This window comes from Streptomyces sp. NPDC057743 (assembly GCF_042798755.1).
Lineage (GTDB): Bacteria > Actinomycetota > Actinomycetes > Streptomycetales > Streptomycetaceae > Streptomyces.
On sequence record NZ_JBHVJX010000007.1, the window covers coordinates 46,081 to 65,868 of the forward strand.

The following is a 19,788-nucleotide window of genomic DNA, read 5'->3' on the forward strand; positions in this document are numbered from 1 at the left end:
AGGGGATCGGTCCTGGGGGGACCGTCGACGGTGGCCGGGGGTATTGCCATGTCGCAATTTTAGATCGAATTCGATCTTATTTGGTTGCCGATTGTGGCCCTATGATCGCTCCATGGGTAATGGAATCGACCTGGATGCCATCGATCGCGAAATTTTGTTTCTGCTTCAGCAGGACGGGCGGCTCACCAACGTCGAGCTGGCCAAGCGGGTCGGGCTGACGCCGCCGCCCTGCCTGCGGCGGGTCAAGCGCCTGGAGGAGGCCGGCGTCATCGCCGGCTACCGGGCCGTCATCGACTCCGCGGCGGTCGGCCGCGGCCTGGAGGTCCTGGTCGACGTCGAGGTGTACGCCACCGACCGCAAGACGGTCGAGGAGTTCGAGAACACCGTGGCGTCCTACGAAGAAGTCGTCGAACTGCGCCGGTTCTTCGGCCGCCCCGACTACTTCCTGCGCGTCTCGGTCGCCGACCACGCCGCCTACGAGGAGTTCCTCACCCGCAAGCTCACCGGGCTGCGCGGCGTCCTGCGGGTGGAGTCCCATCTGACCATGAAGAAGATCAAGACGGAGGTGTGAGCGGTCTGCCGGGCCCGGGCCCAACGGGCGGCCCGGGCCCGGCAGTTCAGCGGCCCAGGTGGCCGCGGACCATGGCGAGCATCGCATCGAGCTCGGGTACCCGGAACAGCCGGGCCAGCAGCAGGAAACCGCCCACCAGCACGACGGCGCCGGCCAGCAGCGCGACCAGGGAGCCCAGGGCGTCGCTGCCCACCGCGTGGCGCAGCACGGCGGCCAGCGCGCCGGCGGCGAGCGCGGCCGGCGCGGACGCGGCGCACAGCCGGGCGTAGGTGCGCAGCACCCGGCGGCCGTCCAGGTCACCGCCGAGCCGGTTGCGCAACCGGCGCCAGGCGACGGCGATGCCCACGGCGAACCCCAACCCGTACGAGGCGGCGATGCCGGTGACCGCCCACTGCGCCGGGAGCAGGGCGGAACACAGCCAGGAGGCCGCGGCGTTGACGAAGGCGACGACGACGGTGTTGTAGAAGGGCGTGCGGGTGTCCTCGTAGGCGTAGAAGCCGCGCAGCACGACGTACTGCGCCGAGTACGGGATCAGGCCGAGGCCGAACGCCATCAGCGCATGGCCGATGCCCTGCGCGCCCTCGGTGCCGGAACCGGCGTAGAGCAGGCCGGCCATCGGGACGCCCAGGGCCAGGAAGGCGAAGGCGCAGGGCACGACGGCGACGGCGGAGGTCCGCAGGCCGTAGGAGAGGTCGTCGCGGACGGCGGCGGTGTCGTCCTCCTGTGCCGCGCGGGAGATCCGCGGCAGCACCGCGGTCATCACCGAGACGGTGATGATGGCCTGCGGCATCTGCCAGATCTGGTACGCGTAGTTGTAGGCGGTGATGCCGGCGCCGGTGTGGCCGGCCCGCTCGGCTGCGGCGCCCGCCTTGGTGGCGAGCTGGGTGACGACGGTCATGCCGATCTGGTTGGCGAGCACGAACAGCAGCGTCCACTTGGCCAACCCCATGGCCCTGCCCAGGCCCTGCCCGCGGAAGTCGAAGCGCGGGCGGAGCCGGACGCCGGCGTCCCGGAGATAGGGCAGCATCGCCAACGCCTGGACGACCAGGCCGAGCAGGGTGCCCAGGCCCAGCAGCCGGACGCCTTCGGGGGTGATGGTCGACGGGCTGACGCCGGAGTCGGTGAAGCCGCCGAACGCCCAGATGAAGGTGGCGAACGTGGCGATGGTGACGACGTTGTTGAGCACCGGCGTCCACATCATCGCGCCGAACCGGCCACGGGCGTTGAGGATCTGCCCCAGCACGACGTGGATGCCCATGAAGAACATGGTGGGCAGGCAGTACCGGGCGAAGGCGACGGTGAGCGCCATCCGCGACGGGTCGCCGGCGATGTCCGGCGACAGGACGCGCACCAGCAGCGGGGCGCCCAGCACACAGAGCACGGTGGCGCCGGCCAGGACCACGGTGACCAGCGTCAGCAGCCGGTTGGCATACGCCTCGCCGCCGTCCCCGTCCTTCTTCATCGCGCGCACCAACTGCGGTACGAACACGGCGTTCAGCGCCCCGCCGCCGACCAGCACGTAGATCATCGTCGGCAGGACGTTGGCGACCTGGTAGGAGTCGCTGAGCGTGCTGACGCCGATCGCGGCCGCCATGACCAGGGTGCGCAGGAAGCCGGTGATCCGGGACACGATGGTGCCGGCCGCCATCAGCGCGCTGGACTTGGCCAACCGGGCGGCGCCGCCGCCCTTCGGTTCCGGCTCGGCCTGCGCACGCGGCGGGGGAGCGTGCCGCTCGCCGTCGCCGGGCAGTACGGCCGCCGGGGTGCGCGGGGCGGACAGGCGCAGCGGCAGTGTGTCGTCCGGCAGCGGGTCGGGGGCTCGTCCCCGTCCGTCGGGCCGTTCACTCGGCGCAGCCATGCCTGTTCCTCCTCGTCACCACAGGCCCCGGCGGCCTGCCTTGGATCGAGGTGCCACGATCGCACCCTCCCCGGGGCGAGACGTCACGGGATGCCGCATGGGGGGACTTTTCCGTCATGATCGGCCGGAAGTTTGCCGTGCGGGCCCGGACGCGGGCGCCTCGGAGTTGTGGGGTTCCCACAACTCTCGTGCAGCCGGCCGCGGTTGGGTGTCCCGCGGCGAACGCGTCGCTCAGGGGCCGACGGTCCCGTCGATGCCCTCGCGGAGGAAGTCGGCGTGGCCGTTGTGGCGCGCGTACTCGTGGATCATGTGCAGCATGATCAGGCGGAGCGAGACGTCCTCGCCCCAACGGGGCTGGTGAACGGTCACGTCGAGCGACGCGGCGGCCGCCTCGATGCGCCGGGAGTGGGCCACCTCCGCCTGCCAGGCGGCGAAGGCCGCGGCCCCGGTGGCCTCCGCATCGTCGAACGCCGCCTGGAAGTCCATCTCTTGGGACCAGACCAGCGGCACGTCCTCACCACCCAGCGTCCGCCGGAACCAGGCCCGTTCCACCTCGGCCAGGTGCCGGACCAGGCCGAGCAGGGACAGCTTCGACGGCGGCATGGAGCGCCGCCGCAACTGGGCGTCGGTCAGGCCCTCGGTCTTTCGCGCGAGTGTGGCGCGGTGGTAGTCGAGATAGGCGCGCAGCGTCTCCCGCTCACCGGCGCGCCGGGGCGGGTCTATCCGCTCATCGATGGTCATGCGGGCAGAGGCTAGCGGCCGACCCTTCCCGCGGCACGCCGCGGCCCGGGCGTCGCCGCGCCCGGGCCCTAGTGACATCGTGGCGGAGGCCGCCGTTACGGCAGGTAGCGCTCGATGGCGGCCCGGCCCTTTTCCTCGATCAGGCGCCGGGCCCATTCCAGGCTCTGCGGGGTGGGCTCCCGTCCGGACGCCCTGACCAGGTCCTCCGCGTCGAAGGGCCGCTCGCTACCGGTGTACAGCTCCGACGGCCGCTGCTCGGCCGGGGTCTTCCTGCCATTGGTCGTCACAGGTCCTCCTCTGTCCGCGCCCGCCGAGTGCCGGGACCTCGCTGGTTTCCATCATGGGACCGGCCCCGGCGACCCGCACGGCGTACACCGGGGCGCCGCCTCAGCCCACCGGCCGCGGAGCCCCCGGGTAGTGCGGCGGGAACGCCTGCTCCGCCCAGATCGTCTTGCCGTACGGCGTGTAGCGCGTCCCCCAGCGCTGCACCAGCTGCGCGACGATGAACAGCCCCCGCCCGCCCTCGTCGTCGACCGCGCTGTGCCGCAGATGCGGGGAGGTGTGACCGGTGTCGGAGACCTCCGTGACCAGCGCCAGGTCCCGCAGCAGCCGCAGGTGCACCGGGCCGGCGGCGTGCCGCACCGCATTGGTGACCAGCTCGCTGACCACCAACTCGGTCGCGTACGACAGTTCCGCCAGGTCCCACTCCGCGAGCTGCCGGGTGGCCAGCTCCCGGGCGGTGCCGACCGCGGCGGGCTGCGCGGGAAGCTCCCAGGCGGCCACCTGCCGGGTGTCCAGCTCCCGGGTCCGCACCAGCAGCAGCGCCGCGTCGTCGGGCGCCGCACCGTCCGGCAGCAGCGCGGCCAGCGCCCGGTCGCACAGGTCGGAAAGCGGCCGGCGGTGCTCCCGCAGGACGTTGCCCAGGATCGACAGCCCGGCGTCGACGTCCCCGCTGCGGCCCTGGACCAGCCCGTTGGTGAACAGGGCCAGCAGGCTGCCCACCGGCAACTCGGTCTCCCACGACTCGAACGGCAGGCCGCCCAGCCCCAGTGGCGGCCCGGCCGGCAGGTCAGGGAACGACACCTCGCCCGTCGGGTACACGACGGCCGGCGGGGGATGCCCGGCCCGGGCCATCGTGCAGTGCCGCGACACCGGGTCGTACACCGCGTACAGGCAGGTCACCCCGGCGGCCACGTCGTCCGGGCCGGGCTCCGCGCCGGCCCCGGCCGCGCGCTCCTCGGGGGTCTGCCCCACCAGGTCGTCCAGCCTGCTCAGCAGCTCGTCGGGCGCCAGGTCCAGCCGCGCCAGCGCCCGCACCGTCGTCCGCAGCCGGCCCATGGTGGCCGCGGCCTGGAGACCGTGCCCGACGACGTCCCCCACCACCAGCCCGACCCGGGTGCCGGACAGCCCGATCACGTCGAACCAGTCGCCGCCCACCCCGGCCCGGTCGTCGCTGGGCAGATACCGGTAGGCCATGTCGACCGCGGACTGCGGCGGCAGGTTCTGGGGCAGCAGATCGCGCTGAAGGGTCAGCGCCGCGGCGTGTTCGCGGGTGAACCGGCGGGCGTTGTCCATCGCCACGGCGGCCCGGATCACCAACTCGTCGGCCAGGTCGATCTCGCCGCCGTCGAAGACCGCCGGGGAGTCCGCGCGGTCGAAGGTGACCAGCCCCATCGAGGCGCCGCCGGCCCGCAGCGGCATCACCATCGTCCGCTCCGCGCGGATCATCCCGCCCGACGACAGGCTCCGGTACTGGAGGGTGCCCGGCTCGTAGGAGATCGGGTACGGCGGGCGCGGCGGCCGGTCCGGCGGATCGTCCCAGCAGCGCTCGGCGACCCGGACCAGCTCCGGCACCCCGGGCGCGCCCGGCTCCGGATCGCCGCCCGCCAGCACCGACCCCAGCAGGTCGACGGTGACCGCGGCCGCGAAGTCCGGCACCGCGACCCCGGTGACCTCCCGGGCGGTGCCGACCATGTCCAACGTGGTGCCGATCTTCCGGCCGGCCTCCACCAGGAGTTTCAACCGGCGCTGCGCCTGATAGCGGTCGGTGATGTCGAAGGAGTCCTCGCACACCCCCAGCACCCGCCCGTCCGGGTCCTGCAACCGGTAGTACGAGCAGGACCAGACGTGCTCGGTGCCCGGGTCGGTGGGCTGTTCGCCGACGAAGTGCAGATCGAGGAACGGCTGCCCGGTCGCCAGCACATGACGCATCACCGAGTCCAGCGTCCGGGGATACCCCTCCGTCACGAACGTGCCCGGATACAGCTCGTCCGCCCGCTTGCCGATCAACTCCCGCAGCGGCAGCCCGATCTCCCGCCCGTACGAGGTGTTGAACCACGTCAGCCGGAGGTCGTCGTCGTAGATCGCCAGGCCCACCGGTGACTGGGTGGCCAGCCCGTGCAGCATCGCCTGCCGCGACTCCCACGCCCGCAGGTCGCCCAGCGCCGTGGCGACCAGCACCCGGGCCGGGCCGGGCGCGACGCCCGGCAGCGCATCGGCCAGCGGGCACATCGTGAGGGCGACCGGCAGCCGGTGGCCGTCCGCGTGCCGCGCGGACCACGTCGCGGTGGTGGCCGTCCCGGTGGTCGGGCGGTCGCCCGTCGGGGGCCGGTCCGGTTCCGGGAGGAAGGTGGCGGCCGGCCGGCCGATGATCTCCTCCGGTGCGTAGCCCAGCAGTTGGCGGGCCGCCGCGCTCCAGCCGATCACCAGCCCCCGGGCGTCCAGTACCGCCGTGGCCGCCCTGGTGACGTCGAGGGGCCCACGGAAGTCGGCGCTCGTCGCCGCCGTCCACGCGTTCATGGCATCAATCCAGCCCGGTTCGGTACCTCCAGGATCGAGCCCGGTCATCGGCAGCACAACCGACTCTGCCCCGAGCGGGCGACCTGCGGGGCCGGGCGGTCGCTGGCACAGTGGGGTGAGGGCGCCGAGGACCCGCCGCGATCCCCGCCGACCAGCGCGGGCTGATCCACGCTCACCCGTCGGACCGGCCCGAGCCACAGGAGGCAGATGCCGATGCCGTCCCCATGCCCGACCGCGCCGGTGCGCGGAGCGCCCTGCTGGGTCAGCCTGCTGACCGGCGACCTGCGGGCCGCGGAGAGCTTCTACGGCGCCGTGTTGGGCTGGCGGTTCCGGCCGGCCACGCTGGGCGAGGAGTTCGCCGTCGCGATGTTCGACGGGGAGCCGGTCGCCGGGATCGGGGCGCTGGTGCAGAGCCTTCAGGTGCCGGTGTCCTGGACCGCGTACTTCGCGGTGGAGAGCGCCGACGACACCGCGGGACGGATCCGGGAGCGCGGCGCCACCGTTGCCGTCGGGCCGCTCAAGCTCGGCCCCGGGCGGGCCGCGCTCGCCGCGGACCGGGACGGTGCCACCTTCGGCTTCTGGGAGGGGCAGACGGTGGCCTGGTCGGTGGGCACGGGCCATGCGCCGGCGATCCTGGAGCTGCGGACCAGGGACGCGTTCGACGCGGCCATCTTCTACGCCGAGGTCTTCGACTGGGCGACCGAGCGGCCCGGCGGGTGCCAGGTGACGTACGAGCACGACGAGGTCATCGTGCACGACGGGACGCATGTGGTGGCTGCGCTGCGCGGTGGCGCGGTGGAGGCCGCCCCGGACCCGCGGGTGCGGCCGCAGTGGCATGTGCACTTCCGCGTGGACGACGTGCGGCGGGCGACCGAGGCGGCGGTGGCGGCCGGCGGGACCGTCACCCCGGTGACCGCGACCCGGGACGGGTCGGGCAGCCAGGCGATGGTGCGCGATCCGGACGGCGGACTGTTCACGGTGACGGCACCGGGGGCGCCGGACTGAGGGCAAGTGCCGTGGGACGCGGGTGGGTTGGGGGGTGGTGGAGTGGCCCGGGTGGCCGAAACGCCTTGTGGGGGCCGGGACTTGCCGGGTGCGCGACGTTCCGGTGGCGGGTCGTGGCGACGGCCCGGAACCCCTGGCCATGGGTGGGCCTGAAGGGGAGCTGAGGGCGCGGTTAAGAAATCCTCGATGGACCGGACGGGCCGTCGTACGGAAGATTTCTGGCCAGAGGGCGGTGGGCCGGATCGGCCCGGTGAGGTCGCTCCAGTCACCTCTTTCTCACGGGAGTCGTTGCGGTGAAGGCACTGGTCAAGGAGAAGGCGGAGCCGGGACTCTGGCTGGTGGACGTGCCGGAGCCGGCGATCGGCCCCGGTGACGTGCTGATCAAGGTGTTGCGGACCGGTATCTGCGGCACCGATCTGCACATCCGAGCCTGGGACGGCTGGGCGCAGCAGGCCGTCAGCGCGCCGCTGACCGTCGGCCACGAGTTCGTCGGCGAGGTCGTGGAGACCGGCCGGGACGTGGCCGATATCAAGGCCGGCGATCTGGTCAGCGGCGAGGGCCATCTGGTCTGCGGCAGTTGTCGCAACTGCCTGGCCGGCCGCCGCCATCTGTGCCGCGCCACGGTCGGCCTGGGCGTCGGCCGCAACGGCGCGTTCGCCGAGTACGTGGCGCTGCCCGCGACCAACGTGTGGGTGCACCGGGTCCCGGTCGACCTCGATGTCGCCGCGGTCTTCGACCCGTTCGGCAACGCCGTGCACACCGCGCTCTCCTTCCCGTTGGTCGGCGAGGACGTGCTGATCACCGGGGCCGGGCCGATCGGCATCATGGCGGCGGCGGTCGCCCGGCACGCCGGCGCCCGCAACGTGGTGATCACCGACGTCAGCGAGCAGCGCCTGGAGCTCGCGCGCAAGGTCGGCGTGAGCCTCGCCCTCAACGTCGCCCGCAGCTCCATCGCGGACGGCCAGCGCGAACTGGGCCTGCGCGAGGGCTTCGACGTCGGCCTGGAGATGTCCGGCCGGCCCGAGGCCATGCGCGACATGATCGGCAACATGACGCACGGCGGCCGGATCGCCGTCCTCGGGCTGCCCTCCGAGGAGTTCGCCGTCGACTGGTCCCGGATCGTCACCTCGATGATCACGATCAAGGGCATCTACGGCCGGGAGATGTTCGAGACCTGGTACGCGATGTCCGTGCTGCTGGAGGGCGGCCTCGACCTCGCGCCCGTGATCACCGGCCGCTACCCGTACCAGGAGTTCGACGCCGCCTTCGCCGACGCGGCCAGCGGCCAGGGCGGCAAGGTCATCCTCGACTGGAGCGCCTGACCACCGCTCCCGGAATTTCCCGAGCGCCCGCCCGCACCCCAAAAGGAGACCCCTTTCATGTTCGACGCCGTACGCGATGACCTGCGCGTCACCCTCGACGAGATCCGCGCCGCCGGACTGCACAAGCCGGAGCGGGTGATCGGCACGCCGCAGTCCGCCACCGTGGGCGTCACCGCCGGCGGCCAGCCCGGCGAGGTCCTCAACTTCTGCGCCAACAACTACCTCGGCCTGGCCGACCACCCCGAGGTCATCGCCGCCGCCCACGAGGCCCTGGACCGCTGGGGCTACGGCCTGGCCTCGGTCCGCTTCATCTGCGGCACGCAGGAGGTGCACAAGGAACTGGAGCGCCGGATCGCCCACTTCCTCGGCCAGGAGGACACGATCCTCTACTCCTCCTGCTTCGACGCCAACGGCGGCGTCTTCGAGACCCTGCTCGGCCCGGAGGACGCGGTCATCTCCGACGCCCTCAACCACGCCTCCATCATCGACGGCATCCGGCTGAGCAAAGCCCGCCGCTTCCGCTACGCCAACCGCGATCTGGCCGACCTGGAGCGCCAGTTGAAGGAGGCGGAGGGCGCCCGCCGCACCCTCATCGTCACCGACGGCGTGTTCTCCATGGACGGCTACCTGGCGCCGCTGGCGGAGATCTGCGACCTGGCCGACCGCTACGGCGCGATGGTCATGGTCGACGACTCGCACGCGGTCGGCTTCGTCGGCCCCGGTGGCCGCGGCACCCCGGAGCTGTGCGGGGTCATGGACCGGGTCGACATCATCACCGGCACCCTGGGCAAGGCGCTGGGCGGCGCCTCCGGCGGCTATGTCGCGGCCCGCGCCGAGATCGTCGAGCTGCTGCGCCAGCGCTCCCGCCCCTACCTGTTCTCCAACTCGCTGGCCCCGGTGATCGCGGCCGCCTCCCTCAAGGTCCTCGACCTGCTGGAGTCCGCGGGCGACCTGCGCGAGCGGCTGCACGCCAACACCGCGCTGTTCCGCTCCCGGATGACCGAGGAGGGCTTCGCGATCCTGCCCGGCGAGCACCCCATCGCGCCGGTGATGATCGGCGACGCGGCCGAGGCGGGCCGGATGGCCGAGCTGCTGCTGGAGCGCGGGGTGTACGTGATCGGCTTCTCGTACCCGGTGGTTCCGCAGGGCCAGGCCCGGATCCGCGTCCAGCTCTCCGCCGCCCACTCCACCGAGGACGTGCACCGCGTCGTGGACGCCTTCGTGGCCGCCCGCGCGGCCCTGGCGAGCTGACCGGGCGGCCGCGGGGCACGATCCGGCCGTGCCCTGCGAAACTGGACCCATGATCGAAGCACGTCGGCTGCACATCCTGCGGGCGCTGGCCGACCACCGCACGGTGACCGCCGCGGCCGCCGCGCTCTACCTCACGCCGTCGGCGGTCTCCCAACAGCTCGCCGCGTTGGAGCAGGAGACCGGCCACCGGCTGGTCGAGCGCGGCGCCCGCGGGGTCCGGCTGACGCCGGCCGGCGACATCCTGCTCGCCCACGCCAACGCGGTGCTGGCCCAGTTGGAGCGCGCCGAGGCCGAGCTGGCCGCCTACGACAAGGGTGAGGGCGGCACGGTGACGGTCGCGGCGTTCGCGACCGTCATCGGGCTGGTGCTCGCGCCGGCCCTCGCCGAACTGGCCGCGTCCGCGCCCGGCATCCACGTCCGGGTGCGGGACGCGGAGGGCGACGCCAGCCTGCCGATGGTGCTGGACCGGCAGGTCGATGTGGCGGTGGCCGTCGAGTACCGGGGCGCGCCGGACGCGGACGACCCCCGGTTGACCCGCGTCCCGCTGTACGCGGAGCCGTTCGACGCGGTGCTGCCGCCCGGCCATGCGCTGGCCGAGGCGGCGGCAGTGCCGCTGTCCGCGCTGGCCAAGTCCCCCTGGATCGGCCCCTATTCGGGCAATCCGTGCCATGACGTGGTCGTCCTGGCCTGCGAGTACGCCGGGTTCCGGCCGCTGCTGACGCACTTCTCCGACGACTTCCGGGCGGTGGTGGCGCTGGCGTCGGCGGGCGCCGGGGTGGCACTGGTGCCGCGCTCGGCGCTGCGCGGGATGGACCTGGGGGGAGTGGTGGTCCGGCCGGTCGACGGGGTGGCGCCCACCCGCCGGGTGTTCGCGGCGGTGCGGCGCGGTGCGGAGGAGCATCCGTTGTTCCGGCCGGTGTTGGCGGCGCTACGGACGGCGGCCGCCGCGCAGGAGGGGTGAAGTCGGGCGGGTTCGGGGCGGGTTGACGCCCTTGGGCCGTTGCGTGGGGTGGGTTAGGGCGCCAGAAGCGCCCTAGGCGGCGGTCCGGCGCGGGGTGCGGCCGGTTGTGGTCCAGGTCGTCAGTTGGCGGGCCGTCCAGGTGGTCACGATGCGGCCGGCGGGGACGCCGCACTCCTCGGCGCGGGCGCAGCCGTAGATCTGCCAGTCGAGCTGGCCGGGGGCGTGCGCGTCGCTGTCGATCGCGAAGAGGGCGCCGGCGTCGAGGGCCTGGCGCAGCAGTCGACGGGGCGGATCCAGCCGGTCCGGGCGGCAGTTGATCTCCACCGCGGTGTGGTGCTCGGCGCAGGCCGCGAAGACCTCCGCGGCGTCGAACGCCGATTCCGGGCGGCCCCTGCCGGTGAGTTGCCGGCCGGTGCAGTGGCCGAGGACGTCCACCAGCGGATTGCGCACCGCGGTCAGCATCCGGCGGGTCATCGGGGCCCGTTCCATGCGGAGCTTGGAGTGGAGGGAGGCGACCACCACGTCGAGCCGGTCCAGGAGCTCCGGTTCCTGGTCGAGCGAGCCGTCGTCGAGAATGTCGCACTCGATCCCGGTGAGCAGTCGGAACGGTGCGAGTTCTTCGTTGAGCTCCGCGACCACGTCCAGTTGTCGGCGCAGCCGTTCGGCCGTCAGCCCGCGGGCGACGGTGAGCCGGGGGGAGTGGTCGGTCAGCGCGCACCAGGCGTGGCCGAGGTCGCGGGCGGCCCGGGCCATCGCGGCGATCGGGCTGCCGCCGTCCGACCAGTCCGAGTGCAGATGGCAGTCGCCGCGCAGCGCCCGCCGCAGTGCCCGGCCCCGCCCGCCCTCGACCAGCGGGCCGCCGGCCTCCTCCTCCAGCGCGGCGAGGTAGGCGGGGCGTTGCCCGGCGAGCGCCTCCTCGATGACCCGGGTCGTCTTGGGGCCGAGTCCCTTGAGGCGCCCCAGCGTTCCGCGCGCGGCGCGCTCGCGCAGGTCGTCCGGGGGAAGTTGGTCGAGCACGGCGGCCGCGGTGCGGAACGCCTGCACGCGGTAGGTCACCGCGCCCTGCCGTTCCAGCAGGAACGCGATCCGGTCCAGGGCCGCCACGGGATCCACCTCCCCACCGTGCACCGGGCGGGGGCCGGCTGCCACCGCGGTGCGGTGGTCGCACACCACCACCGCAGTTATGCGAATATGTCCGTTCTCTAGTGGTCGATCCGTTTCCATCGGAATGGCGGGGCGATAGCGGTGACGATTCCGGTCAATACCGCACGGGAAGTCACGGGCAATCATGTTCGGTTAAAAACCCCGTCACACCCGTGTCGTACTGCGGAAACGCGTGGTGGACTTCGCGGGGGCGTGGCGCGCTAGTCGGGCGTTAAGTTCGAGGGCCTTCAGGAAATCTGCACACCGAATGCGCAGCCGGCACACGCGCCGGTGTTTCGGGCCCGGGTGCGGTCCGGCCGATCGGTGGATGACTTCCGGAATGTCCCATTCCGCGCGTCTGGCAACGACGATTCCGCGGAAAGGAAACCGGAGGAGATGTGAAGATGCCTCGACCAAGCCATGGACGTACGTACACGTCCGGTAATTCCTTCGAGCAGTCGCGTCCGGATCGCCACTCATCCGATTAGCAGGGCAACCCGCCCGCATGCTTTGATCCATCGCACCACGGCAGTCGCCGGGGTTTCCCGAAATCGGGACCCCCACTACCGTGGCCGCGGCCGGGCCGGCCACCGGATGGCCCGTCGCAGTTTTTCTTGTATTGATCCGTCCGAAGGGAAACACCATGAACAACGCCCAGGTTCAGACCCAGGAAATCTCCGACGCCGACCTGGACAACGTGTCCGGTGGCCTCGTCGGCGGCGTCGTGGGCACCGTCACCGGCACCGTCAACTCCGTCGCCCCCGTCTCGGGCGTCCTCAACACCGCCACCGGCCTGGTCCAGCAGACCACCGGCCTGGACGTGCAGGGCATCGCCGGCGGCCTGACCAACGGCCTCTGATCTAGCGATCACGTGCCGCCCCGCGGCACGGCCGGCATCGAACGGCCATGACGGTAGTCGGCGCCCCCTCCCTGCCGATCTGCCGCACCGAGTGCCCCGGACAATCCGGCTCCGGCCGGATTCCGGGGCACCCGGCTGTCCACCGCCGGGGCCCGCCGCCGGACCGCCGCGTCGGCGGCGTACTCTCGTACGTCCGTACCAGCCCAGGCAGTTGAGGGAAGAGTGTCGTGCAGTTTCGCCAACAGGCCCTTTCCAAGCTGCAGTCGCCCGAGGAACTCGACCTGCCGGTGCGCTTCGCCCGCCCCCAGGGCTGGTTGGTGCTCACCGTCACCGTCCTCGTCATGATCGCCGCGACCGTCTGGGCGATCACCGGCACGGTCACCGCCACCCTCACCGCCCCCGGCATCCTCACCCACGGCCACGGCAGCTACGTCCTCCAGAGCCCGGTCGCCGGCCAGGTCACCACGGTCCTCGCCGAGGAGGGCAAACAGGTCGCGTCCGGCGTCCCGTTGGTCCGAATACGCACCGCGCAGGGCACCACCACCGTCGTCCGCGCGCTCGCCGCCGGCCGGCTGACCAGTTTGGACGCCAGCATCGGCGCGGTCGTCACCACGGGCGCCGACCTCGCCTCCGTAGAGCGGACCTCCGGTCCCCAAGACCCGCTGACGGCCACCCTGTACGTCCCGGCCGAGAGCGCCGCCACGCTCCCGGTCGGGGCCCCCGTCGACCTCACCGTCGCCTCCGCCCCCACCCAGCGCTACGGCGTGCTGCGCGGCCACGTCGCCGCCATCGGCCGCGCCGCCCAGCCCCGGCAACGGATCGCCGCGTTCCTCGGCAGCGACCAACTCGCCGAGCAGTTCTCCCGCGACGGCCAGCCCGTCGCCGTACGGGTCACCCTCGACACCGCGCACACCGCCTCCGGCTACGCCTGGTCCACCTCCACCGGGCCCCCCTTCGCGCTCGACTCGATGACCCCGGCCACCGCAGCCGTCCACCTGGCCGCGCAGCACCCGATCGATTGGCTGCTCTCGTGACCGCGCCCGACGCCTCCGCTGCCTCCGCGGCGCCCCCGCAGCACCTCCCGCCCGCCGGCCGTGGACGGCACCGTCCCGAGGGCGCGCCGCCCACCCGCCGTCGCAGGGCACCGGAGCGCGCCCCCAAGGCGAAGAAGTCGGTCCGCACCTCCACCGTCCTGCAGATGGAAGCCGTGGAGTGCGGCGCCGCCTCCCTGGCGATGGTGCTCGCCCACTACGGCCGGCACGTGCCGCTGGAGGAACTGCGGATCGCCTGCGGCGTCTCCCGCGACGGCTCCCGCGCCAGCAACCTCCTCAAGGCCGCCCGCAGTTACGGCCTCACGGCCAAGGGCATGCAGATGGAGCCGGCCGCGCTCGCCGAGGTCCAGGCGCCGGCCATCCTCTTCTGGGAGTTCAACCACTACGTCGTCTACGACGGCATGGGCCGCCGCCTCGGCCGCCGCGGCGTCCACCTCAACGACCCCGACAAGGGCCGCCGCTTCGTGCCCGTGGAGGACTTCGACACCAGCTTCACCGGCGTCGTGCTGGTCTTCGAACCCTCCGAGGCGTTCGAGAAGGGCGGCCGACGCCCCAGCGTCCTGCACGCCCTGCCGGCCCGGCTGCGCGGCACCACCGGCACCCTGCTGGCCGCCCTGCTCGCCAGCCTGCTGCTGGTCGGCGTCGGCGCCGCGGTGCCCGCGCTCAGCCGCACCTACATCGACATGTTCCTGATCGGCAACCAAACCTCGCTGCTGGGCCCGCTGTTCGCGGCGATGGCCGCGATGGTGGCGCTCACCGCCGTCCTCACCGGCCTGCAACAGGCCAACCTGCTCCGCGGCCGGATCATCTCCTCCACCCTCAGCAGCGCCCGCTTCCTGCGCCATCTGCTCCGGCTGCCGGTCACCTTCTTCGCCCAGCGCTCGCCCGCCGACCTCGTCCAACGTCTCCAGTCCAACGACGCGGTCGCCGAGACCCTCGCCCGCGACCTGGCCGCGGCCGCCGTCGACGGCGTGGTCGTCATCCTCTACGCGGTCCTGCTGTGGACCTACGACCCCCAACTCACCGTCATCGGCGTGCTGCTGGCCCTGCTCAACGTCGTCGCCATGCGCATCGTCGTCCGGCTGCGTGCCACCCACACCCAGAAGCTGCGCGCCGACACCGCACGCCTCACCAACACCTCCTACACCGGCCTCACCCTCATCGAGACCATGAAGGCCACCGGTGGCGAGAACGGTTACTTCCGCCGCTGGGCCGGCCAGCACGCCACCACCCTGGAGGTGCAGCAGCGGCTCGGCGTCCCCAGCGCCTGGCTCGCGATCGTCGCCCCCACCCTCGCCACCCTCAACAGCGCGCTGATCCTCTGGATCGGCGGCCTGCGCGCCGTCGAAGGCCATCTCTCCATCGGCCTGTTGGTCGCCTTCCAGGCCCTGGTGACCCGCTTCACCGCCCCCGTCACCCGCCTCAACGGCGTCGCCGGACGCATCCAGGACTTCGCCGCCGACGTCGCCCGCCTCAAGGACGTCGAGAGCTTCCCCGCCGACACCCTCTACTCCCGCCCGGACGCGGACGCCGGCACCCGCCGCCTCAAGGGCCATGTCACCCTCGACGACATCACCTTCGGCTACAGCCCGCTCGACGCCCCGCTGTTGACCGGCTTCTCGCTGTCCGTCGGCCCGGGGCAGCAGGTCGCCCTGGTCGGCGGCTCCGGCAGCGGCAAGTCCACCGTCTCCCGCCTGATCTCCGGCCTCTACGCGCCCTGGGAGGGCACCATCCGGATTGACGGACAGCGCCTCGCCGACATCCCGCGCAGCGCGCTGGCCGCCTCGGTCTCCTTCGTCGACCAGGACGTCTTCCTCTTCGAGGGCACCGTCCGGGACAACGTCGCCCTGTGGGACCCCTCCATACCGGACGACGCGGTGATCGCCGCCCTCCAGGACGCCGCCCTCTACGACGACGTCATCGCCCGCCGCCCCGACGGCATCCACAGCCGCGTCGAACAGGACGGCCGCAACTTCTCCGGTGGCCAGCGGCAGCGCCTGGAGATCGCCCGGGCGCTGGTCCGGCGCCCCAGCGTGCTCGTCCTCGACGAGGTCACCAGCGCCCTGGACGCCGGGACCGAGGCGGTCATCATGGACAACCTGCGGCGCCGCGGCTGCGCCTGCGTCATCATCGCCCACCGGCTGAGCACCGTCCGCGACAGCGACGAGATCGTGGTCCTGGACCACGGCACCATCGTCGAACGCGGCCGGCACGAGGAGTTGGTCGCCGCCGGGGGCGCCTACGCCCAGTTGGTCAAGGAGCACTGACGTGGCCTCCGCACACCCGTCCCCGGACGCCGGACCCGCCGTGCCGCCGCCCGCGGAACCGGCCGCCGCACCCGGCGCTGACGCCGTCACCCACGCCCTGGGCACCCTCGGCACCCCCGTCGACTGCACCGGGCTGCGCAACGTCCCGCTCGAAGGCCCGCACGTCCTGTGGCTGGTCACCGGCGGCACCCTTGACCTGTTCGCGGTCGACGCCGCCCAGGAGGGCCACTGGCACTTCCTCGGCCGCCTCGAAGCCGGCACCCTGCTGCTCGGCCCCGTCCAGGGCCCCCAACACACCCTCGTGGGCCGCCCGTCGGCCGACTGCGGCCTGCGCCGGATCGCGCTGCGCGAACTGCCCCGCGCCGACCACGGCGGCGACCCCCACACCTACGGATACGACGACCCCTACGGGACGCCGGTCGCCACCCCTGTGGAACACGCCTTCGCGCTCGGCACCGCCCGTGGGCTGGGCGTGCTGTTCGAGGCCCCGTTGGACGGCCGGCCCAGCGACGAGGCGGTGGCCGACGACGACGTGCTGTGGATGCCGGTGCCGCCCGGCAGCGTCCAATACGGCGCCTCCTACAGCGCCGAGGCCGCCGCCGATCTGCTCGTCGACGCCGCGCTGTGGCAGCGCATGGTCAACCAGCAGTACCGGCTGCTGTCCGCCGTCGACCGCTGGATCGAGCAGGAGGAGCGGGCCCACGAGGACCGCGCGGCCGCCGGCATCAAGGCCGGCGAGGCCGTCCGCGAGCGCGCCGACCAGGCGCTGTTGGCCTCCATCGGCAAGGAGCGCGGCGCTCGCGCCACCGCCGCGCGCGACCGCGCCGGCGACGACCTGACCTTCGCGGTCTGCCAACAGGTCGCCGGAGCCGCCGGAATCACCCTCACCGAACCGCCCAAGGGCGCCGCCGCCGGCGACCGGGTCAGCCCCGTCGAGCGGATCGCCCTCGCCTCCCGGATACGCACCCGCGCCGTCCGCCTCGACGGCCGCTGGTGGCGCACCGACGCCGGCCCCCTGGTCGGCCACCGCGCCAAGTCCGGCGCCCCCGTGGCGCTGCTGTGGCGGCGCGGCCGCTACGAAGCGGTCAACCCGACCTCCGGGCTGCGCATCCGGATCGGCAAGGACAACGCCGACGAGTTCGAGCCGCAGGCCGTGATGTTCTACCGGCCGCTGCCCGAGGGGCGGTTGACGCTGTGGCGGCTGATGCGCTTCAGCCTCCGCGGCACCCGCACCGACCTGCGCAACCTCGCCCTGGCCGGGCTGGTCACGGTCGCCCTCGGTGCCCTCGTGCCGATCGCCACCGGCAAGGTCCTCGGCGTCTACGTACCGGCGGCCCAGCGCGACCTGATCGTCCAGATCGCGCTCGCCGTCATCGTCTCCAGCGTTGTCGCGGCGGCCTTCACCCTGCTCCAGAACCTCACCGTGCTGCGCGTCGAGGGCCGGATCGAGTCCATCCTCCAACCCGCCGTCTGGGACCGGCTGTTGCGGCTGCCCACCCAGTTCTTCGCCGCCCGCTCCACCGGCGAACTGGCCAGCGCCGCCATGGGGATCAGCGCCATCCGCCGGGTGCTGGCCGGCGTCGGACCGGTCGCCGTCCAGGCCGGCACGGTCGGCGCGATCAACCTCGTGCTGCTGCTCCTCTACAGCGTCCCGCTGGCGCTCGCCGCGCTCGCCGTGCTGCTCGTCATCGGCGCGGTCTTCCTCGTCCTCGGCCTGTGGGAACTGCGCTGGCAGCGCCGCCTGATCGTGCTCGGCAACAAGCTCAACAACCGGGCCTTCCAGACCCTGCGTGGCCTGCCCAAGCTGCGGGTCGCGGCCGCGGAGTCCTTCGCCTACGCCGCCTGGGCGCGGGAGTTCGCCCGCTCCCGGGAGCTCCAGCAGCGGGCCGGCCGGATCAAGAACCTCACCACCGTCCTCAACGCCGTCTACCTACCGGTCTGTTCCCTGGCGCTGTTCATGCTGCTGGCCGGCCCGGCCCGCGGCACCCTGTCCGCCGGCGCCTTCCTGACCTTCAACACCTCGGTGACCATGCTGCTCACCTCGGTCACCCAGATCACCGGCGCGCTCATCCAGGCCGCCGCGGCGTTGCCGATGTTCGAGCAGATCAAGCCGGTGCTGGACGAGGCCCCCGAGGTCCGCGGCGGCAGCTCCCAACCGGGCGCGCTCTTTGGCGCCCTGGAGACCCGCCGGCTCTCCTTCCGCTACCGCGAGGACGGCCCGCTGGTCCTCGACGACGTCTCCTTCCAGGTGCGGCCCGGCGAGTTCGTCGCCATCGTCGGCCCGAGCGGCTGCGGCAAGTCGACCCTGCTGCGCCTGCTGATCGGCTTCGACCGGCCCTCCTCCGGCAGTGTCCTCTACGACGGCCAGGACCTCGGCGCGCTCGACCAGGCCGCCGTCCGCCGCCAGTGCGGGGTGGTCCTGCAAAACGCCCAGCCGCTCACCGGCTCCATCCTGGACTGCATCAGCGGCGCCGAGTCGTTCACCCAGGAAGAGGTCTGGGCGGCCGCGGAGATGGCCGGGTTGGCCGAGGACATCAAGCGGATGCCGATGGGCCTGCACACCATGATCTCCGGCGGCGGCGCCATCTCCGGCGGCCAGCGGCAGCGGCTGATGATCGCCCAGGCGCTGGTCCGCCGCCCCCGCATCCTCTTCTTCGACGAGGCCACCAGCGCCCTGGACAACGAGACCCAGCGGATCGTCATCGACAGCACCCGCGCGCTGAGCGCCTCCCGCGTGGTCATCGCGCACCGCCTCTCCACCGTGCTGGACGCCGACCGGGTCCTGGTCATGGCCGACGGCCGGATCGTCGAACAGGGCACCCCCGCCGAGCTCCTCGCCAACACCGGCGGCCGGCTGCACGACCTGGTACGCCGTCAGATGGCCTGAGGGCGTATGCCCGGGCGCGCTGGTTGCCGCGTTCCGGGCCGGCCATTCCCGGCATCCGTCGCATCCTCCGCATATCGTGCAGAACGCTCTGAAGTTAGCCCACAGTGATCCCACATGGTGGATGGAGGGCGAGATGCCCAAGGTGAAGCACCTGTTCGACGCGATGCCGCCCGACCGGCGCCGACGGCTGACCGAGGTCGCCCGGCTCGTGTCGCTGCCCCGCGGCACCCGCGTCTTCGAGGAGGGCCGCCGGGCCGAGCGGTTCTGGATCATCCGCTCCGGCCGGGTCGCGCTCGACCAGCGCGTCCCCGGCCGCCGCGCCGCCGTCGTCGAAACCCTCGGCCGGGACGAACTCCTCGGCTGGTCCTGGCTGTTCCCGCCCTACCTCTGGCACCTGGGCGCCGAGACCCTCGGCCCCGTCGAGGCGCTCGAATTCGACGCGGCCGTCGTCCGCGGCCTCTGCGCGGACGACGCCGTCCTGGGCCGCGCCGTCTACCGCTACGTCGCCGAGACCGTCGCCGAACGTCTCCACGGCACCCGCACCCGACTCCTGGAGCTCTACGGCCCCCAAGGGAGCGGCGAAGAGGGACCCTGAGCGCCGACGGCCGGCAGTCCACCGCGTGTCACCGGTGCCGCCGGACCCACCGCCGGCGGTGCTCCTCCTCTTCCTCCGCCCGCCGCCGACGCCGGGATTGCTCGTCGTCGCCGGCCTGTTGATCGCTCCCGAAGGCCGGCAGGTCGTTGGTCATGTGGGGGGTGGGGTGGGGTGCTGTGGAGTGGGACGCGGCGGAGTGGTGGGGCGCGTGCGAGGACGAGTAGCCGCTCGACGCGTGGGAGCCGGACCAGCCGTGGTGCGACGAATCGTGGTGCGAAGAGCTGTGGTGCGAGGAGTCGTGGTGCGAAGAGCTGTGGTGCGAGGAGTCGTGGTGCGAGGAGTCGTTGCTCGATGAGCTGTGGCTGTCGTGGCCGTAGCTGTCGTGGTTGCCGTGACTCGAAGTGTCCCAGCCGGATGACGAGTCGTAGCTTGACGTGTCGTGGCTCATGGCGGGTTCCGTTTCCCCGTTGGTCGGTG

At 72.7% G+C, this 19,788-nt stretch carries 16 protein-coding genes; 10 read left to right on the forward strand and 6 right to left on the reverse strand.

The window, feature by feature from the left end; translation table 11 throughout:
* Positions 1 to 112: 112 nt before the first annotated feature.
* The gene (locus ACFVFQ_RS09940; RefSeq protein ID WP_383411706.1) at positions 113 to 571 is read left to right on the forward strand and encodes an Lrp/AsnC family transcriptional regulator; all 459 of its coding nucleotides are present in this window, start codon (positions 113 to 115) and stop codon (positions 569 to 571) included.
* 46 nt (positions 572 to 617) lie between these two features.
* Here ACFVFQ_RS09940 and murJ read toward each other — a convergent pair whose 3' ends face one another.
* From murJ to ACFVFQ_RS09960, 4 genes are all read right to left on the reverse strand, one after another.
* Positions 618 to 2,429 (reverse strand): murein biosynthesis integral membrane protein MurJ, encoded by a 1,812-nt coding sequence (murJ, locus tag ACFVFQ_RS09945; protein ID WP_383411711.1) that lies wholly within the window; start codon positions 2,427 to 2,429, stop codon positions 618 to 620.
* Positions 2,430 to 2,660: 231 nt separating this feature from the next.
* On the reverse strand, positions 2,661 to 3,170 hold the full coding sequence (locus ACFVFQ_RS09950; RefSeq protein ID WP_383411714.1) for a DinB family protein: 510 nt from the start codon (positions 3,168 to 3,170) through the stop codon (positions 2,661 to 2,663).
* Positions 3,171 to 3,265: 95 nt separating this feature from the next.
* A complete protein-coding gene (locus ACFVFQ_RS09955) occupies positions 3,266 to 3,457 on the reverse strand; it encodes a hypothetical protein (protein WP_383411717.1) in 192 nt (63 codons plus the stop codon).
* Between the two features lie 100 nt (positions 3,458 to 3,557).
* Positions 3,558 to 5,969 (reverse strand): SpoIIE family protein phosphatase, encoded by a 2,412-nt coding sequence (locus tag ACFVFQ_RS09960; RefSeq protein WP_383411720.1) that lies wholly within the window; start codon positions 5,967 to 5,969, stop codon positions 3,558 to 3,560.
* 213 nt (positions 5,970 to 6,182) lie between these two features.
* Between ACFVFQ_RS09960 and ACFVFQ_RS09965 the strand changes: the two genes are divergently transcribed.
* The 4 genes from ACFVFQ_RS09965 (at position 6,183) to ACFVFQ_RS09980 (ending at position 10,508) form a co-directional block, all read left to right on the forward strand.
* Entirely contained in the window at positions 6,183 to 6,974 is a 792-nt protein-coding gene (locus tag ACFVFQ_RS09965) for a VOC family protein (protein ID WP_383411723.1), read from the forward strand.
* Between the two features lie 293 nt (positions 6,975 to 7,267).
* Complete coding sequence (tdh, locus tag ACFVFQ_RS09970) at positions 7,268 to 8,296, forward strand: L-threonine 3-dehydrogenase (protein WP_383411726.1); 1,029 nt, start codon at positions 7,268 to 7,270, stop codon at positions 8,294 to 8,296.
* A gap of 57 nt (positions 8,297 to 8,353) precedes the next feature.
* A complete protein-coding gene (locus ACFVFQ_RS09975) occupies positions 8,354 to 9,547 on the forward strand; it encodes a glycine C-acetyltransferase (RefSeq protein ID WP_383411728.1) in 1,194 nt (397 codons plus the stop codon).
* A gap of 49 nt (positions 9,548 to 9,596) precedes the next feature.
* Positions 9,597 to 10,508: a LysR family transcriptional regulator gene (locus ACFVFQ_RS09980; protein WP_383411731.1), complete on the forward strand. Its 912-nt coding sequence runs from the start codon at positions 9,597 to 9,599 to the stop codon at positions 10,506 to 10,508.
* Positions 10,509 to 10,580: 72 nt separating this feature from the next.
* Here ACFVFQ_RS09980 and ACFVFQ_RS09985 read toward each other — a convergent pair whose 3' ends face one another.
* A complete protein-coding gene (locus tag ACFVFQ_RS09985) occupies positions 10,581 to 11,621 on the reverse strand; it encodes a PHP domain-containing protein (RefSeq protein WP_383411734.1) in 1,041 nt (346 codons plus the stop codon).
* Positions 11,622 to 12,294: 673 nt separating this feature from the next.
* Between ACFVFQ_RS09985 and ACFVFQ_RS09990 the strand changes: the two genes are divergently transcribed.
* The 5 genes from ACFVFQ_RS09990 to ACFVFQ_RS10010 all read left to right on the forward strand — a co-directional run bounded on the left by ACFVFQ_RS09990 (position 12,295) and on the right by ACFVFQ_RS10010 (position 19,311).
* Positions 12,295 to 12,510, forward strand: coding sequence for a type A2 lanthipeptide (locus ACFVFQ_RS09990; protein ID WP_383411737.1), 216 nt, complete (start codon positions 12,295 to 12,297; stop codon positions 12,508 to 12,510).
* 227 nt (positions 12,511 to 12,737) lie between these two features.
* Positions 12,738 to 13,544: an HlyD family efflux transporter periplasmic adaptor subunit gene (locus ACFVFQ_RS09995; protein ID WP_383411740.1), complete on the forward strand. Its 807-nt coding sequence runs from the start codon at positions 12,738 to 12,740 to the stop codon at positions 13,542 to 13,544.
* A complete protein-coding gene (locus tag ACFVFQ_RS10000; protein ID WP_383411743.1) occupies positions 13,541 to 15,829 on the forward strand; it encodes an NHLP family bacteriocin export ABC transporter peptidase/permease/ATPase subunit in 2,289 nt (762 codons plus the stop codon). The genes ACFVFQ_RS09995 and ACFVFQ_RS10000 overlap by 4 nt, the downstream gene beginning before the upstream one ends.
* 40 nt (positions 15,830 to 15,869) lie before the next feature.
* Positions 15,870 to 18,716, forward strand: coding sequence for an NHLP bacteriocin export ABC transporter permease/ATPase subunit (locus ACFVFQ_RS10005; RefSeq protein ID WP_383412339.1), 2,847 nt, complete (start codon positions 15,870 to 15,872; stop codon positions 18,714 to 18,716).
* Between the two features lie 133 nt (positions 18,717 to 18,849).
* Complete coding sequence (locus tag ACFVFQ_RS10010; RefSeq protein WP_383411746.1) at positions 18,850 to 19,311, forward strand: cyclic nucleotide-binding domain-containing protein; 462 nt, start codon at positions 18,850 to 18,852, stop codon at positions 19,309 to 19,311.
* Between the two features lie 28 nt (positions 19,312 to 19,339).
* Here ACFVFQ_RS10010 and ACFVFQ_RS10015 read toward each other — a convergent pair whose 3' ends face one another.
* A complete protein-coding gene (locus tag ACFVFQ_RS10015; protein ID WP_383411749.1) occupies positions 19,340 to 19,759 on the reverse strand; it encodes a hypothetical protein in 420 nt (139 codons plus the stop codon).
* Between the last annotated feature and the right edge of the window lie 29 nt (positions 19,760 to 19,788).